Consider the following 17,107-nt stretch of genomic DNA (forward strand, 5'->3'; position numbering starts at 1 on the left):
GAAATTTCGGGACAATCACGACTGTGATGTTCGAAAATTCAGACAGTTTAAAGATGAGAGCTTAAACTCTCAAAACTGACCAACGAGTGAGTGTTTGAACCCTAAGGTTCGTTGTGGAAGCTTTAGCTTCCGATTTGAATGTTTCCGTTGCAGGAAACGATTCTCCATAGAAAGGAGGTGATCCAGCCGCACCTTCCGATACGGCTACCTTGTTACGACTTCACCCCAATCATCTACCCCACCTTCGGCGGCTGGCTCCCTTGCGGGTTACCCCACCGACTTCGGGTGTTGTAAACTCTCGTGGTGTGACGGGCGGTGTGTACAAGACCCGGGAACGTATTCACCGCGGCATGCTGATCCGCGATTACTAGCAATTCCGACTTCATGCAGGCGAGTTGCAGCCTGCAATCCGAACTGAGACCGGCTTTGCTGGGATTGGCTCCACCTCGCGGTTTCGCTTCCCGTTGTACCGGCCATTGTAGTACGTGTGTAGCCCAGGTCATAAGGGGCATGATGATTTGACGTCATCCCCACCTTCCTCCGGTTTGTCACCGGCAGTCACTCTAGAGTGCCCAGCCTTACCTGCTGGCAACTAAAGTCAAGGGTTGCGCTCGTTGCGGGACTTAACCCAACATCTCACGACACGAGCTGACGACAACCATGCACCACCTGTCTCCGATGCTCCGAAGAGGGGCACTATCTCTAATGCTTTCATCGGGATGTCAAGACCTGGTAAGGTTCTTCGCGTTGCTTCGAATTAAACCACATACTCCACTGCTTGTGCGGGTCCCCGTCAATTCCTTTGAGTTTCAGTCTTGCGACCGTACTCCCCAGGCGGAGTGCTTACTGTGTTAACTTCGGCACCAAGGGTATCGAAACCCCTAACACCTAGCACTCATCGTTTACGGCGTGGACTACCAGGGTATCTAATCCTGTTTGCTCCCCACGCTTTCGCGCCTCAGCGTCAGTTACAGCCCAGAAAGTCGCCTTCGCCACTGGTGTTCCTCCACATATCTACGCATTTCACCGCTACACGTGGAATTCCACTTTCCTCTTCTGTACTCAAGTCACCCAGTTTCCAGTGCGACCCCAGGTTGAGCCCAAGGTTTAAACACCAGACTTAAATGACCGCCTGCGCGCGCTTTACGCCCAATAATTCCGGACAACGCTTGCCCCCTACGTATTACCGCGGCTGCTGGCACGTAGTTAGCCGGGGCTTTCTTCTCAGGTACCGTCACTCCGGTAGCAGTTACTCTACCGGACGTTCTTCCCTGGCAACAGAGCTTTACGATCCGAAAACCTTCATCACTCACGCGGCATTGCTCCGTCAGGCTTTCGCCCATTGCGGAAGATTCCCTACTGCTGCCTCCCGTAGGAGTCTGGGCCGTGTCTCAGTCCCAGTGTGGCCGTTCACCCTCTCAGGTCGGCTACGCATCGTCGCCTTGGTGAGCCGTTACCCCACCAACTAGCTAATGCGCCGCAGGCCCATCCCCAAGTGGCAGATTGCTCCGCCTTTCATTCTCTCTTCAGGAGAGGAAAGAAATTATCCGGTATTAGCTACCGTTTCCGGTAGTTATCCCAGTCTTGAGGGCAGGTTGCCTACGTGTTACTCACCCGTCCGCCGCTAAATTCATTTGAAAGCAAGCTTTCAAATGAACTCCGCTCGACTTGCATGTATTAGGCATGCCGCCAGCGTTCGTCCTGAGCCAGGATCAAACTCTCCAAATTGGTTTTAGAAAGAGCGATTGCTCATTTTGAAACATCTGACGAGAATTTTCATTCTCTATTTTGGATCTCGCCGAAGCGATCTCCAGGTACTCACTCGTTGTTCAGTTTTCAAAGATCAAGCTCGTTGTCAGCGACGACTACCGCGTCACCAGCAACTCTTATAATATATCACATCCAACCGATCAATGCAAGCTCTTTTTTTTAACTTCTTTTCGAGCTCGGCGTTGATGTTTCGCGGCCGGAAATAGAATATATCATGTATAGATTCTTTTTGCAAGCATTTATTTCAATTAACCCTTCAACCATTGTTCCAAGGAAACTGCTTGTGCAGCTCCCTTGGATATTATGGTTAAGAATCAGATAATTATTCAGTCTTTGTTGCGCATATGAGGGAACAGTAGTACATCGCGGATAGACGCGGCATTCGTAAGCAGCATGATGAGACGGTCTACGCCGATTCCCAGTCCGCCTGTAGGCGGCATGCCATATTCCAGTGCACGGATGAAATCATCATCCATCTCATGCGCTTCGTCATTCCCCTGCTCTTTCTCGTGAATCTGTGCCTCGAAGCGCTGACGCTGGTCAATCGGGTCGTTCAGCTCACTGAACGCATTCGCATGCTCACGGGCTACAATAAACAGCTCGAAGCGGTCAGTAAAGCGTGGATCCTGATCATTCTTTTTGGCCAGCGGTGATATTTCTACTGGGTGTCCCATTACGAACGTCGGCTGAATCAATGTTTCCTCTACAAACTGCTCGAAGAATGCGTTAAGAATATGTCCGAAGGTCATATGCTTCTCAACCGGTACACGATGCTCCTTAGCCAGAGCCTGTGCCTCTTCATTCGTCATGTGGACCCCGAAGTCTACGCCTGTTACTTCTTTGACAGCGTCCACCATAGTCACACGGCGCCAGCCTGGAGACAAATCTACTTCTTGCCCCTGGTAGTTAATCACCTGGTTGCCAAGAACCTCCTGAGCGATATGAGCGATCATATTCTCTGTCAGCTGCATGATATCCTTGTAGTCGGCATATGCTTCGTACAGCTCAATCATCGTGAATTCCGGATTGTGGCGTGTAGAGATCCCTTCGTTACGGTATACGCGGCCGATTTCATATACTTTTTCCAAACCGCCTACGATCAGACGTTTCAGGTGAAGCTCGATTGCGATACGCATATACAGCTGCATGTCCAGCGTGTTGTGGTGTGTAATAAACGGACGGGCGGCGGCTCCCCCGGCAATCGTATGCAGTGTTGGAGTCTCTACTTCGAGATAGCCCAATGAGTCCAGATAACGGCGCATCGACTGGATAATCCGTGAACGCGCAATAAATGTCTGCTGTACTTCCGGATTAATAATCAGGTCAACGTAACGCTGACGGTAGCGGAGTTCTACATCCTTCAGTCCATGATATTTCTCTGGAAGCGGAAGCAGGGATTTAGACAGCACCTCAAGGTTATGCACTTTAATAGAGGTTTCACCGGTCTTGGTCTTGAACAGGGTACCGCGGATTCCGATAATATCGCCCAGGTCCAGAATGGTGAAAGCTGCGTACTGGGATTCAGAAATGCTGTCCTGGCGGACATAAATCTGAATTTTACCGCTGAGATCCTGGATGTGCGAGAAGCTCGCTTTGCCCATTACCCGCTTAGCCATAATACGTCCTGCTACACTAACCTCAAGTGCCAGCTCGTCCAGTTCCTCATGGGTTAGTCCGTCATACTTGGCCAGAAGATCGCCAGCCGCTGCTGTACGCTCATATTTCTTGCCAAACGGGTCGATTCCCAGCGCGCGGAGCTCGTCCAGCTTACCCCGGCGGATCTGCAGCAACTCACTTAGTTCACTCTCTGTAGTTTCCACGTTGTTGATTTCTTCCGTCATGTTCTTCATCCTCTCTTACTCACGGTATACAAAAGAAGAAACGGCTCCGCCCTCATACCAAGGGGACAGTCCGTTCCAGTACAAAATATAAGCTGTATGTGTTCACCCATATTTTTCGGTTGTTATACGTTGCGCGAAGCCTATAAATTCTTAACTTTTGAAAAAAGCTCCCCTAAGGAAGCTTTCGGATCCATCTTACTTCATTTTGATATCAAGAATTTTATATTGAATGACGCCTGCAGGGACACTTACATCCACAATGGTACCAATCTTCTTACCGATGATGGCTCTGCCAACCGGGCTCTCATTGGAGATTTTATTATTCAGCGGATCGGATTCGGCGGTTCCGACGATTGTATATTCCATAACGTCTCCGTACTCCATATCCTCAACGTTCACTGTAACCCCGATGCTTACTACATCTGTCACAATCTCATCACTATTAATGATACGCGCGTTGCGTAGCATCTTCTCCAAAGTCAGAACACGTCCTTCGATAAAGGCCTGCTCATTCTTCGCGTCTTCATATTCCGAGTTTTCACTGATATCTCCGTAGCCGATGGCCACTTTAATACGTTCCGCTACCTCGCGGCGTTTTACGGATTTGAGGGTCTCCAGTTCTTCTTCCAGACGCTTAAGTCCGTCCGGTGTAAGGATGACTTCTTTATCGCTCATCTCAACCGATTCTCCTGTCGTATACATTTATTGAAAACACCATACTATATGCGAATCCGGAGGGAACAGAACCCTCCTTCTCCATTGCTCCTGCTGTAACGGCGATTTTATACTGTGAAATTATATTGGAACCGCTACAAAATGTCAATGACGCCCCATATAATGTTTAGCGATATTCAATAATGCAGGCAGGGACGGGTCTGACAACGCGGCAAATCAGGGAATTAAACGGCCGAAAGAGCGATATCTGCGCCTTCTTGCACTTCTTCGTCCTTAAGCTGAACGACAAAATCACTCAAAATCCGCACCATCTCGTCACGTTTCGTTTCTTCCATAATAATGTCCTTCACCCGTGCGGCTGACTTAAGGCCCTTCAAATACCAAGCCAGATGCTTGCGCATTTCGCGGACCGCCACCGCCTCACCCTTAAGGGCGATCAGACGGTCCATGTGAAGAATGGCCACCTTGATTTTCTCTTCAGCGTCCGGTTCAGGTATCAGCTCTCCGGTACTCAAGTACTGAATGGTCCGGTACAGCATCCACGGGTTGCCCAGCGCCCCCCGCCCGATCATTACGCCGTCGCAGCCGGTCTGATCCAGCATCGCCCGCGCATCTTCAGGCGTATTCACATCACCATTGCCGATGACCGGAATGGACACAGCTTCTTTGGCCATCCGGATATACTTCCAGTCGGCATGCCCTGTATAGAGCTGCTCGCGGGTGCGGCCATGAACACTGACTGCCTTGCCTCCGGCACGCTCCACTGCACGTGCATTCTCTTCGACAAAGATATGCTCGCTGTCCCAGCCGATGCGCATCTTCACCGTCACAGGTTTATCCACGGCATCCACTACGGCAGATACCATTTCATAAATCTTGTCCGGATTCAGCAGCCAGCGCGCTCCGGCATCACATTTCGTCACCTTCGGCACCGGACAGCCCATATTAATGTCAATGATATCAGCGTTCGTTTCTTGATCCACGATTCTGGCTGCATCAACCAGCGACTCGCGGTCTCCCCCAAAAATCTGCAGACTCAGCGGTTTCTCGCGCTCATCCACAAACAGCATCTCACGGGTACGCGCATTGCCATGCACAATAGCTTTGCCGCTCACCATTTCGGCACAGACTAGACCCGTCCCGAATTCCTTGGCAATCAGACGAAACGCAGGATTACACACGCCGGCCATAGGGGCCAATACCACCTGGTTCTTCATCTCAATATCGCCAATCTTCAACATACGAATCACTTCCTTATATTGTGGATCAGCTTGAGGAGCTCACGTAGCCGGGTTGGCTAATTCATCGACCGTAACTCCCAGGAAATCCGCAATTTTATTTAAAATTTGATCTTCCAAACGTCTATTACCCCGCTCGACCGCACCAAGCACGGCCAAGGATATTCCGACAGAATCCGCCAACTCCTGCTGAGTGTAGCCCTTCAGCTTTCGGAACGCCCTAACCCGCCGTCCCATACGTTTGTTGTCCACAAGCGAATTCCTTCCTTTCCGTCTATGTCTTGAAGCGCTGTTGTAATTAAGCCGCGGAATCCGGAAGACTCTTCATTCTGCGAAACGATATCACTAAGCGGTAAGAGCACAAACGCACGCTCCAGCATCCGGGGATGCGGCAGCGTTAAGTCCGGTGTATCCAGGCTCAACCCCTCTACCCAAAGTAAATCCAAATCCACCGTTCTCGGCCCATAGCGGATATCACGTACACGGCCTAACCGGGTTTCTGTCTCCAGCATCACATGAAGCAGAGCCTCCGGAGCAAGCGTAGTACGCAGAGCCGCAGCCATATTAAGAAACTGGGGCTGATCCAGATAACCCACCGGCTCGGTCTCGTATACCGATGAGGTGCGTAGAACTTCAATCTCTTCATGCCGGTCCAGCTGGTTCAAAGCTTCTCTCAGCGTTCCTTCGCGGTCGCCCAAATTAGCCCCTAAAGCAATATAAGCCTCTGATGCCTCAGAGGTAGAATGTATATTCATGACTCTGTCTCACTTTCTCGTCCGGCGCAGTTCTACGGTCACTCCCTGAAAATGAATATCGAATGGCGGATGCGGTTTCGTCACCTTGACGGTTACTGCATTGATAACAGTATAAGTGTCCAGTACTGCGGATGCAATATATTCTGCCAAAGCCTCAATCAGCTTGAAGGACTTTGTTTCGACAATTTTTTTGACCAAGAAATGTACTTCGGCATAATTCACGGTTAGCTCCAGATCATCAGAGAGACCCGCTCCCTGCAAATCAAGCTCGAGCTCCAAATCCACATAATAACGCTGGCCCAGCTTGCGCTCCTCTTCAAACACACCGTGATATCCATAGTATTCCATGCGGTGCAGCTTCATTTTATCCATCTAGGGTACCTGCCTTCTCTTGAAAATAGTCTATTCACGCACCACAGGTGCTGCGGCATACAACATGGCATCGCACATATCTACCGTACGTTTGATTAAAGAGACATCATGCACCCGCACGATCTGGCAGCCCTGGGCAATTCCGAAAGCGACCGTAGCAGCGGTCCCTTCCACAACATCATCCGCCGGCAAATCGAGTGCGGTACGGATGAATTTTTTGCGCGAAGTGGCCAGCAGCAGCGGATACCCAAGCTCCCCCAGTACATCCAGGCCCATCATTGCCTGTAGATTCTCCGTATAATCCTTGGCAAAGCCGATTCCGGGATCGAGAATGATATTCTGCGGCTCTACTCCGGCTGTCAGGGCAAGGTTAATACTCGCGGTTAAATCCTCCGTCATATCGCTGATCAATTCCTGATAATTGCGGTCATGGCGGTTATGCATCAGGATAATCGGACAACCCGCCTGTGCGGCAACTGCCGCCATCTGCGGATCTGCTTTGGCTCCCCAGACATCGTTAATGATATGGGCACCTGCCTGAATCGCACGGCGCGCTACTTCCGCTTTGTAGGTGTCTATAGATAGCGGCAGATGAGGCGCGGCACGGTGGATGCTCTCGATAACGGGCAGTACGCGTTCCAACTCATCCTCAACTCCTACCGGCTGATGACCGGGACGCGTTGACTCTCCGCCTATATCAATAATATCGGCACCATCGGCTGCCATTCGCAGTGCATGCTCTACCGCTCTATCCGGGTCTGTCCATAATCCCCCATCGGAAAAAGAGTCCGGCGTCACATTGAGGATACCCATGATCAGGGTCCGTTCGCCTAAAATCAGCCTGCCGCTTCCGCATCGGTAGGTCCGTTTATATATTACCGGCTTCATTCCAGCCCCCCCGCCCTTTCTCTGTAAAGCTTCAGGATTGCATTTGTCCGTTCTCCGCAGCGCCCGCTGCCTATCTTTATCCGCCGGTCCCCGTTCCAGAGAGCCGTTACCGGTACAATCTCCTGCACCGAATTGGTTAGGAAAATTTCGTCAGCAGCCTCAAGCTGCTCCCAGCGGTAAAAGCCTTGTTCTGGATGGAGCCCTGCGGATGCTGCCAGCTCCAGCACCATTTCCCGGGTAATTCCGGGGAGAATGCCTGTAGCTATATCGGGGGTATAGAGCCGGTTATCTGCGGCGAAAAAGATGTTGCTCACGATTCCCTCGGATATGTCGCCCGCTGCCGTCAGCATCAACCCCTCTGCTCCTCTAGACGAAGACGGGTATCCGGCCAGCTCACGCTTGGCCAGAATGTTGTTCATATAATGCAGCGACTTCAGCCGTACAGGGCCTTCCGGGGTATTCCGCCGGTGATGCAGCAGTTGCAGTTCTTTGCCTTCGCTATACAGGCTGTCCGGCAGTTCCGGCAGCGCTTTGATATACAGCAGCTGATTAGGCTGCTTGTAATCTCCTGCCGGCAGCCCGAGGATATCTTCACCGGCTGTAACTGTATAGCGGACATAAGCCTCGCTAAGCTCATTCTTGTCCATTATAAGCCGAATCCAGTCCAGCAGCTGCTGCACATCCGGCGCAAAGGGAATACCCAGCTGCCGGCAGCCCTCTGCCATCCGGTCAAGATGCCTCTGCAGCAGAAAGGGCTCCCCCCCGTAGGTGCGGAAGGTCTCAAACAGACCCATTCCGTACAAAAAGCCGTGATCCAGGGCGGAGACCACGGCGTCTTTGGCGTCGACTGCTTTATTGTTAAGTCCTATATATTTCATGCCGGTTCTCCGGCTCTCCGTTTCAGGAAATTGCGCAGCATCGTATGTCCATGATCGGTAATGATCGACTCGGGATGGAACTGCACGCCTTCGATTGGGTATTCCTTATGGCGCAGGGCCATAATCTCGCCTTCGGCCGTTTCTGCAGTAATCTCCAGGCAATCCGGCAGACTCTCACGTTCTACAATCAAGGAATGATATCGTGTTGCTGTAAACGGGGACTCCAGTCCTTCGAAGACAGAGGTGCCCTTATGGTGAATCGGCGAGGTTTTGCCGTGCATCAGGCGTTCTGCCCGGATCACATTACCGCCGAAGGCTTGTCCGATGGCCTGATGGCCGAGGCATACACCAAAGATCGGGATGACTCCTTTGAAATGCTGCAGCAGCTCCAGACTGATGCCTGCCTCATTGGGTGTACAGGGTCCCGGAGAGATCAAAATATGATCCGGTGCCAGGGCTTCAATCTCCTGAATACTGATCTCATCGTTACGTGATACCTTAACGTCCTCCCCCAGCTCCCCCAGATATTGCACCAGGTTATACGTAAAGGAATCATAATTATCGATGACCAAGATCATTAAAAGCTTCCTCCTTCTGTGCCGGAGGTAGTCCGCAATTCCTGCTCGCGTTCACTGCAGAGAATCGCTTTCACTACCGCTTTGGCTTTGTTGTGGCATTCCCGGTACTCCCGGTAAGGATCCGAATCGATCACAATACCCGCTCCTGTCTGAATGTAGCCGATTCCGTCCTTCACGGCCAGTGTACGTATAATTATATTTAATTCCATATTGCCGTTATAGTCAATCCAGCCCATGGATCCAGTATATGGACCCCGGCGGACCGGCTCCAGCTCTTCAATGATTTCCATGGTGCGCACCTTGGGCGCTCCGGTAATCGTGCCGCCGGGGAATAAGGCGGCAATGACATCGTAAGCATCCTTGCCGGGTGCGGCGATGCCCTCCACCTGCGAGACGAGATGCATCACATGCGAGTATCGCTCCACGGTCAGCAGCTCCGGCACGCTGACCGTCCCATACGCAGCGACACGGCCGATGTCGTTGCGCTCGAGATCGACAAGCATAACATGCTCGGCGATCTCCTTCTCGCTCCCGCGCAGCTCCGCCTCCATGGCGGCATCCTCCGCGGGAGTGTGGCCCCGGCGCCGGGTACCGGCTATGGGGCGGGCGCTGACCTTGTCCCCGTGCAGCTTCACGAGCAGCTCCGGCGAAGCGCTGGAGAGGGCGAAGCCGGGCGTGCGGAGCAGCCCCATGTACGGGGACGGGTTGAGTCTGCGCAGCCACTCGTAGACATCCTCCGGCGAGGACTGCAGCTGCGCCTGCTGGCGCAGCGATAGGTTCACCTGGAAGACATCGCCGGCACGGATGTATTCCTGAACATCCAGCACGGCCTGCTGGAATTGCTCCGGCGAGAAATCCGAGCTCATGCCCGGCCATTCTCCGGTGATACTAGCTTCAGTATCAATCAGGCCGGAAATGTCAGCATACTGGGAGGCAGCAGCTGCTTCAGAAGAAGCAGGTGCCATGATACGCTGCCACTCCTCCAGCATTCGCTCCGCACGGCTCACAGCATCAAGATAGATGGAGTGCAGCTCAGCCCTGTTAGCGGATATCGCAGCCGGAACAGGTACATGGACTGCGCAATACACAATATCCTCTTGATGGTCATAGATCCACAGCTCTTCCAGCCTCATGAACAGATAATCCGGGAAATCGGGATCCCTCTTGGCACAGGACGGCAGCTTCTCCAGAGAGCGGACTACGTCATAGCCGAGAAATCCGACACAACCTCCGGTGAAGGGCGGCTGCCCGCCAACCGGTACGCGGGGTGAGACATAATCCTTCATCCACTCCTGCAGCACTTTCAGCGGCTGTCCATGAAGCAGCTCCGTAGCTTCAGGTTCAGCTTGGGCCTGTCCCACAGCCGCATCAGACAGACTATAGAGCTCCGCGGTATCTCCAATGCCCTTTATGACTGAAACCGGACGCAAGCCCAAATACGTATAACGTCCGCCCTTACCGCTCTCCAGGACCACGGAATATGGTGAAGCCATCTCCCAGGCTCTCTGCCAGCTGCCCGGCAGTCCCGCTTTCTCCTGCCGTGACTGAAGGACCAGCGGAAGAACGGTCCAGGCTTCGTCCGCCCATTCTTCCCACTCCTGCCAAGCCGTTAAGATCTCCACTTTTATCCCCCTAAAGTTTTGTGAAGCCTTTGCTTCTCTAGAATTACTTCGCAACAAAACTCGCTTCGGAAGCATGTGCTAAGTTTTGTGAAGCATAGCCTTGAAAGCATACGCTGGCTTCTACGATAGTTTATTGCCTGTCAGTATACTGTACATCCGGTTACTTTGAAAAGCCCGTAAACCTAATAATTGCTTATTATTCAGAAAAAGAGCCTGCGATATCCCTATGGAAGCGGATCACAGGCTCTTCTGAATTGCTGGTTCTCAGCAATTATACTTCAAAGTTATACAGCGGTGTGCTCAGATAACGTTCGCCGTTACTTGGGATAATAACAACGATCTTTTTGCCTACGCCCAGTTCCTTAGCTACTTTGAGGGCAGCAAATACAGCAGCGCCGGAAGAAATACCGGACAGAACGCCTTCCTCTTTGGCTACACGGCGGGCCGTTTCAAAGGCTTCGTCATTCTCTACATGAATGATTTCATCATAGATATCCTGGTTCAGGATTTCAGGAACGAAGTTGGCGCCAATCCCCTGGATTTTGTGGGGACCCGGCTTGCCTCCGGCCAGGATTGGGGAAGCTGCAGGTTCTACAGCATAGATCTTCACATCAGGATACTGGCTCTTCAACACTTCACCCGCGCCGCTGATCGTTCCGCCTGTACCGACACCTGCGATGAACGCATCCAGGGGTCCGCCAATGGATTCGATTGCTTCCACGATCTCCGGTCCAGTGGTCTCGCGGTGAATCTTCACATTGGCTTTGTTCTTAAACTGCTCTGCAAGGAAGTAATCCGGATTCTCACTGAGGATTTGCTCAGCTTTCTTAACTGCCCCGTTCATCCCCTCGGATCCTGGAGTCAATACCAGCTCAGCACCATAAGCACGCAGCAGGTTGCGGCGCTCAAGGCTCATCGTTTCAGGCATAACAATAATCGCCTTGTAGCCTTTGGCAGCAGCCACAAGCGCCAGGCCAATCCCTGTATTACCGCTGGTCGCTTCTACAATGGTGCCTCCAGGTTTCAGGGAACCGTCCTTCTCAGCTTCTTCCACAATGCTGATAGCGATGCGGTCTTTCACACTCGAACCCGGATTTTGATATTCCAGCTTCAAGTAAATTTCTGCTGAACCTTCCGGAACAATCCGACCCAGACGAACGAGCGGTGTGCCACCGATCAAATCTGTTACACTGTTGACGACTTTAGCCATGAGCAAAAACCTCCTTGGGATGATAGATGAATTGGGTGCGGAACCTGTGACAGTTATGATTCGCATATGTTGTGCCGCTTATTATTTCCGACTAAATCAGTAGGTTTTACATAATTTCATATTATCAATCTTGCAGGCTGTTGTCAATATATATTGCTGTAGCATATTTGGCACGCAAATCGCTTTCCACCTGTTGCAGGGGCGCTGCTTGTTCAAGCGCCAGCTCCTGGCGTATCAGCCCTCGGAGCTCATCCTGATCCGGCTTCCCGGGATCAATAAGCTTCTCCAGCCGGATTACGGCATAGCCGCCTTCGACCTGCAGCGGCCCTGCGATGTCTCCCGCCTCAAGGCCCGCTGCTGTCTTCAGCAGTTCCTCCGGCCAGAACGGATCATTCTCCTCCACTGTTCCGATATTACCGCCATGCTGGCGGCTCTCCTCATCAATGGATACCTCTCTGGCCAGGCCGGCGAAATCCTCTCCCTGCTCCAGGCGGTCCATAACCTGATTAGCCCCGTTATAGGTTGCCAGCTTAATCATAGAGAGCTGCATTTGCTTCCTGGGAGTAAATCTCTCGGCGTTTTGGGTCAAATATTCATCAATTTCAATTTCACTAACCGTGATACCGGCGGTGGCTACCGCTTGAAGCGTCAGCCGATACGCGGTCTCGTCGTGCAGCTCCTGGCGGGAAAGACCAAGCTCAGACTGCATCTGATCATAATACTGCTCCTCTGAACCGTAGCCGGACATGCCGCGCTTCAATTCCTGCTCAATCTCCTCATCGGTCACGGTAATACCGAGAGCTTTGGCTTCCTTGCCAACAACGATATGATTAAGCATGCCCAGCAGCACTTCAGCTCCATGCTTTTTTTTGAGTTCATCTATCCATTCCCGGTCCGTGACCGGCTGGCCTCCAGCGGCAGCAATATCCGAAGCCTCCCCGTCTGCAGCCTCTCCCTTAAGCAGGGCCATTGCACGCAGGCTCCAGAATAAAAGACCTCCAAGCATTAAGGTCGCGACGGCGAGTAATATAACGGTATTGCGCAGCGCGCGCTCCTGTCTTGTCATCATCTCATAGCCCTACGATTTCGCTTGATCGAGGATTACCTGCAGTTCATCCTTGTTAAACACATAAGCTTCATTACAGTAATGACATATGACTTCAGCCTGATCATCTTCTTCGATCAGCTGCTCCAGTTCGTGCTGGCCCAGACTGACCAGTGTCTCTTCTATCCGCTCACGCGAGCATTGACAGACAAAAGAGATCTCGAGTTCATCAAGGACTACAGCATCCGGCAGCAGCAAACGAAGCATCTCTTCAGGCTCAAGGCCCTGGTCCAGGATCGCCGTCACTGAAGGCATCGCTCCGACGGCATGCTCAATCTCGGTGATCTCTTCATCTGTCAGGCCGGGAAGCAGTTGAATGATGAACCCTCCGGCAACTCTTACCGAATTATCTGTCTCCACCAATACACCCAGCCCTACAGCAGCAGGTGTTTGTTCCGAAACGGCAAAATAATAAGTGAAATCCTCGCCCAGTTCTCCTGAGACAATAGGCACACTGCCGCGATACGGCTCTTTCATCCCCAGATCCTTGCTGATATCAATGAATCCTTCCGTACCCACAGCACCTGCGACATCCAGCTTGCCAAGGCTATTGCTCGGCAGATGAACATGCGGATTACTCACATAACCGCGAACCTCGCCCAGGGCGTTGGATTCGGCCGTAATCTGTCCGATCGGTCCATTCCCTTTGACCATAATCGCCAGCTTCTCCTGACCCTTGAGCATAGCGCCCATGATGGCTGCGGCGGTTACAGTACGGCCAAGCGCAGCTGTAGCTGTCGGATAGGTATCATGTCTGCGCCGCAATTCGTCGACAAGTTCTGTTGTCCGGACTGCGAACGCTCTGACCTTCCCGTTCATGGCAGTTCCCCGGATAAGCCGATCCTTCTTTTTTTCCATTGGGTGCATACTCCTCCTATCTGTCTGTATAAGGTTTCATTTCATGATTATTTGTTACGATTGTAAATAATACGCAGTCCTTCCAGCGTGAGCATCGGATTAACCTCATCAATGCAATCTGTCTCGCCGGCAATCAGCGGAGCAAGCCCCCCTGTAGCAATAACCTTGAGAACGGGCGCATTCATCTCCAGCTTAATGCGTCTTACAATTCCCTCTACCTGGCCGGCATAGCCAAAAATAATTCCTGCCTGCATCGCGTGAACAGTATTGCGTCCGATCACCTTCTTGGGCTTCTCCAGCTCAATCCGCGGCAGCTTGGATGCCCGTTGATATAAGGCCTCTGTAGAGATTCCGAGACCCGGCACGATTGCCCCGCCAAGATAGTTCGCTCCGGCATCAATACAGTCAAACGTAGTTGCCGTACCAAAATCAACGACCACGAGCGGGCATTTATACTGCTCGATAGCCGCAACGGCATTAACAATCCGGTCTGCCCCCACTTCGCGCGGGTTCTCATAACGCAGATTAAGCCCGGTTTTGATTCCGGGGCCTACGAGCAGCGGGTCTTTGCCGATATATTTCACGCACATTTCCACGATAACCTGAACCAGCGGCGGAACAACTGAGGAGATGATGACGCCCTCTACATCTTTAAACGATATATTCGACATGTGGAACAGATTATGAATCAGGACACCATATTCATCCACAGTCGATTGACGCGCTGTGCTAAGCCGGAAATGATGAAGCAGCTCAGGCCCCCGATAGACTCCAAGCACGATGTTCGTATTCCCGATATCAACGACAAGTATCATTAGAGATTTCCGCCTTTCTTGCCATTCAGATCCAGACTGATATCAAGACTGGCGAAGGAATAGGTAAGCCGGCCTACAGAAATAACATCTACACCCGATTCTGCAATCCCGCGTACCGTTTCCAGAGATACATTGCCTGAAGCCTCGATTTTGACATGCCGCGCTTTGGTTCTGATTCTTCTTACCGCTTCCGTCATCAGCTCAGGAGACATATTATCAAGCATGATAATGTCCGCCCCCGCAGCGAGTGCTTCCTCTACCTGCTCCAGGCTTTCCGTTTCCACTTCGATCGTCATGGTGTGGGGGATATTGGCCCGGGCGCGTCCTACCGCCTGACGAATGCCTCCGGCGCCCTTGATATGATTATCCTTAATCATTACCGCGTCATATAAGCCGAAGCGGTGATTGGCTCCGCCGCCTATGCGCACAGCATACTTCTCCAGCATCCGGTGACCTGGTGTTGTCTTGCGGGTATCCACCAGCCGGGTTGGCAGACCTTGAAGCTCTTGCACGAATGACGCCGTCCGCGAGGCCACACCGGACAACCGTTGCATCAGATTAAGGGCAAGCCGTTCGCCTGTAAGAATGGCATGCGTGCTGCCCTCGACTTCTGCGATGACCGTGCCTTTGGACACAGGCTGGCCCTCTTGAACCAATGCCGTAAATACGAGTGTCGGGTCTACCACCTCAAAAACCAGTTCAGCCACGGGAATTCCGCAGATTACTCCGTCCTCTTTGGCATGGATAATCCCTTTGGATTCATGTCCCTGGGGTATAGTGGTACGTGTTGTGATATCCCCTGATCCGACATCCTCCTGCAGCCATCCCTTAATAGACTGGAGCAGTTCTTCATTATAGCCATTAAACATCATCACTTAATTCCTCCACTATTCCCAGTTCGCGAATCTGGAGCAGATGCTTCTGCCACTCTGCATCATTCCGCAGCGGATAATCCTCGCGATAATGAGCGCCGCGGCTCTCCTCCCGTGCCAGCGCTGATTCGGTAATCAGCAGGCAGCACGTAAGCATATTAGCGAACTCGTATTCTTCACGTTTGGTAAGTGCCGCATTAAAAATCGGCAGCTGACGCTTTAATTCATCCAGTCCTTTAATCAGCATTTCCTGGTTCCGCCGTAGTCCGGCGTAGCGTACCATAACCTTTTGCAGCTTCAGACGACGTTCCACAATTGCCTGGGTAGGCGACTCCACCCGGCCATGGTCACAGCTTGCTGATACTGTATCTTGCCCAAGCGGCAGGAGCTGACGGATGCGCTCTACGATCCGGCGGCCAAAGACAATCGCTTCCGATAAGGAATTACTGGCCAGCCGGTTGGCTCCCTGTACCCCTGTAGAAGAAACCTCGCCACAGGCAAACAGGCGGGAAACGGTGCTCTCCCCGTTCAGATCGGTCTTGACGCCCCCCATCATATAATGCGCAGCAGGAGCCACTGGAATCCAGTCACTTGTAATATCCAGTCCATAACTCATACAGGTCTCATAGATCGTCGGGAAGCGGTGTTTGACCATATCGGCTGATTCATGTGTAATATCAAGGTAGACAAAGGTGGATTTGGTCAGCTCCATCTCGCTCACAATCGCCCGGGCCACAATATCGCGCGGGGCCAGTTCCAGCAGCTCATGGTACCGTTCCATAAAACGGTCTCCGTTGATATTGCGCAGCACAGCGCCTTCACCGCGTACCGCTTCCGAGATCAGGAAGCGCGGCGCTCCGGGATAACTGAGTGCTGTCGGGTGAAACTGGATGAATTCCATATCCCGTACATGGGCTCCAGCCCGATAAGCAATGGCGACACCGTCACCGGTTGCCACTTCAGGATTGGTCGTATAGCGGTATAATTGCCCTGCTCCGCCTGAGCACAGGATGGTTGCATCGGCTTGCAGGAACAAACGTCCGCCGCCCGGCCGCTGTACCAGTGCCCCCACGCATTCCCCGTCTACGGTAATCAGATCAATGACATAATGGTCATCCCATACCTCGATATTCTTATGCTGCTCTGCCTGCTCAGCCAAGGCGCGGACAATTTCATAGCCTGTAGCATCCCCATTCGCATGCAGAATACGACGGTGACTATGTGCTGCCTCTTGTGTTAACGCAAGCTCGCCATTCTCCTTGTCGAACTTCGTCCCGAGCCGAATGAGTTCGCGGACACCTTCCGGACCTTCATTCACCAGTACATCAACAGCCGCAGAGGAGTTTAGCCCCGCACCGGCCATCAGGGTATCCTGACGATGGTACACCGGAGAATCATCGTCTGAGAACACAGCGGCTATCCCCCCTTGGGCATACCGTGTATTGCTCTCCATCACTGTCTTCTTCGTAATCATAATGACCTTCCGGTCTTCACTGGCTTTGATCGCTGTGAACAAACCGGCAATGCCTGAACCAATCACAATACAGTCTGTTTTAATTACAGGAAGCCCCTGAAGATCGAAATCAACCAAATATTTTGGAATCATGACCGCTTTTCACCTGTTTCAACG

The 17,107-nt window shown here is 52.1% G+C and carries 16 protein-coding genes and 1 rRNA gene; all 17 read right to left on the minus strand.

Translation table 11 applies throughout. The annotated features are described in order from the left end of the window. Positions 1-170: 170 nt before the first annotated feature. Positions 171-1,728, minus strand: a 16S ribosomal RNA gene (locus MKZ24_RS04280). Positions 1,729-2,096: 368 nt separating this feature from the next. Continuing rightward, the gene (gene lysS, locus MKZ24_RS04285) at positions 2,097-3,611 is read right to left on the minus strand and encodes a lysine--tRNA ligase (RefSeq protein ID WP_039309542.1); all 1,515 of its coding nucleotides are present in this window, start codon (positions 3,609-3,611) and stop codon (positions 2,097-2,099) included. Between the two features lie 195 nt (positions 3,612-3,806). Continuing rightward, entirely contained in the window at positions 3,807-4,286 is a 480-nt protein-coding gene (gene greA, locus MKZ24_RS04290) for a transcription elongation factor GreA (protein ID WP_039309541.1), read from the minus strand. Positions 4,287-4,510: 224 nt separating this feature from the next. Further along, positions 4,511-5,527, minus strand: a complete 1,017-nt coding sequence (gene dusB / locus MKZ24_RS04295; protein WP_042231467.1) for a tRNA dihydrouridine synthase DusB — start codon at positions 5,525-5,527, stop codon at positions 4,511-4,513. A 39-nt stretch (positions 5,528-5,566) separates the two neighbouring features. Further along, positions 5,567-5,761: a helix-turn-helix domain-containing protein gene (locus MKZ24_RS04300; protein WP_331281922.1), complete on the minus strand. Its 195-nt coding sequence runs from the start codon at positions 5,759-5,761 to the stop codon at positions 5,567-5,569. After that, a complete protein-coding gene (gene folK / locus MKZ24_RS04305; RefSeq protein ID WP_042231465.1) occupies positions 5,728-6,279 on the minus strand; it encodes a 2-amino-4-hydroxy-6-hydroxymethyldihydropteridine diphosphokinase in 552 nt (183 codons plus the stop codon). The genes MKZ24_RS04300 and folK overlap by 34 nt, the downstream gene beginning before the upstream one ends. Before the next feature lie 9 nt (positions 6,280-6,288). After that, complete coding sequence (folB, locus tag MKZ24_RS04310) at positions 6,289-6,651, minus strand: dihydroneopterin aldolase (RefSeq protein WP_042231463.1); 363 nt, start codon at positions 6,649-6,651, stop codon at positions 6,289-6,291. 30 nt (positions 6,652-6,681) lie between these two features. Continuing rightward, positions 6,682-7,539, minus strand: coding sequence for a dihydropteroate synthase (gene folP / locus MKZ24_RS04315; RefSeq protein ID WP_340781432.1), 858 nt, complete (start codon positions 7,537-7,539; stop codon positions 6,682-6,684). Beyond that, positions 7,536-8,417, minus strand: a complete 882-nt coding sequence (locus MKZ24_RS04320; RefSeq protein ID WP_340781433.1) for an aminotransferase class IV — start codon at positions 8,415-8,417, stop codon at positions 7,536-7,538. Before MKZ24_RS04320 ends, folP begins: the two co-directional genes overlap by 4 nt. After that, positions 8,414-8,995: an aminodeoxychorismate/anthranilate synthase component II gene (gene pabA / locus MKZ24_RS04325; protein ID WP_042231456.1), complete on the minus strand. Its 582-nt coding sequence runs from the start codon at positions 8,993-8,995 to the stop codon at positions 8,414-8,416. Before pabA ends, MKZ24_RS04320 begins: the two co-directional genes overlap by 4 nt. Continuing rightward, the gene (locus MKZ24_RS04330; RefSeq protein WP_340781434.1) at positions 8,995-10,617 is read right to left on the minus strand and encodes an anthranilate synthase component I family protein; all 1,623 of its coding nucleotides are present in this window, start codon (positions 10,615-10,617) and stop codon (positions 8,995-8,997) included. Before MKZ24_RS04330 ends, pabA begins: the two co-directional genes overlap by 1 nt. Before the next feature lie 271 nt (positions 10,618-10,888). Continuing rightward, the gene (cysK, locus tag MKZ24_RS04335; protein WP_340781435.1) at positions 10,889-11,827 is read right to left on the minus strand and encodes a cysteine synthase A; all 939 of its coding nucleotides are present in this window, start codon (positions 11,825-11,827) and stop codon (positions 10,889-10,891) included. Between the two features lie 124 nt (positions 11,828-11,951). After that, a complete protein-coding gene (locus MKZ24_RS04340; protein ID WP_340781436.1) occupies positions 11,952-12,896 on the minus strand; it encodes a peptidylprolyl isomerase in 945 nt (314 codons plus the stop codon). A gap of 9 nt (positions 12,897-12,905) precedes the next feature. Next, positions 12,906-13,790: an Hsp33 family molecular chaperone HslO gene (gene hslO / locus MKZ24_RS04345; protein WP_042231450.1), complete on the minus strand. Its 885-nt coding sequence runs from the start codon at positions 13,788-13,790 to the stop codon at positions 12,906-12,908. 47 nt (positions 13,791-13,837) lie between these two features. Beyond that, positions 13,838-14,605 (minus strand): type III pantothenate kinase, encoded by a 768-nt coding sequence (locus MKZ24_RS04350; RefSeq protein WP_039309527.1) that lies wholly within the window; start codon positions 14,603-14,605, stop codon positions 13,838-13,840. Further along, on the minus strand, positions 14,605-15,477 hold the full coding sequence (nadC, locus tag MKZ24_RS04355) for a carboxylating nicotinate-nucleotide diphosphorylase (protein ID WP_042231443.1): 873 nt from the start codon (positions 15,475-15,477) through the stop codon (positions 14,605-14,607). Before nadC ends, MKZ24_RS04350 begins: the two co-directional genes overlap by 1 nt. Then, positions 15,467-17,083: an L-aspartate oxidase gene (gene nadB / locus MKZ24_RS04360; protein WP_340781437.1), complete on the minus strand. Its 1,617-nt coding sequence runs from the start codon at positions 17,081-17,083 to the stop codon at positions 15,467-15,469. The genes nadC and nadB overlap by 11 nt, the downstream gene beginning before the upstream one ends. Positions 17,084-17,107 lie beyond the last annotated feature (24 nt).

The sequence above is a fragment of the Paenibacillus sp. FSL R7-0297 genome (genome assembly GCF_038009025.1).
Lineage (GTDB): Bacteria > Bacillota > Bacilli > Paenibacillales > Paenibacillaceae > Paenibacillus_AQ.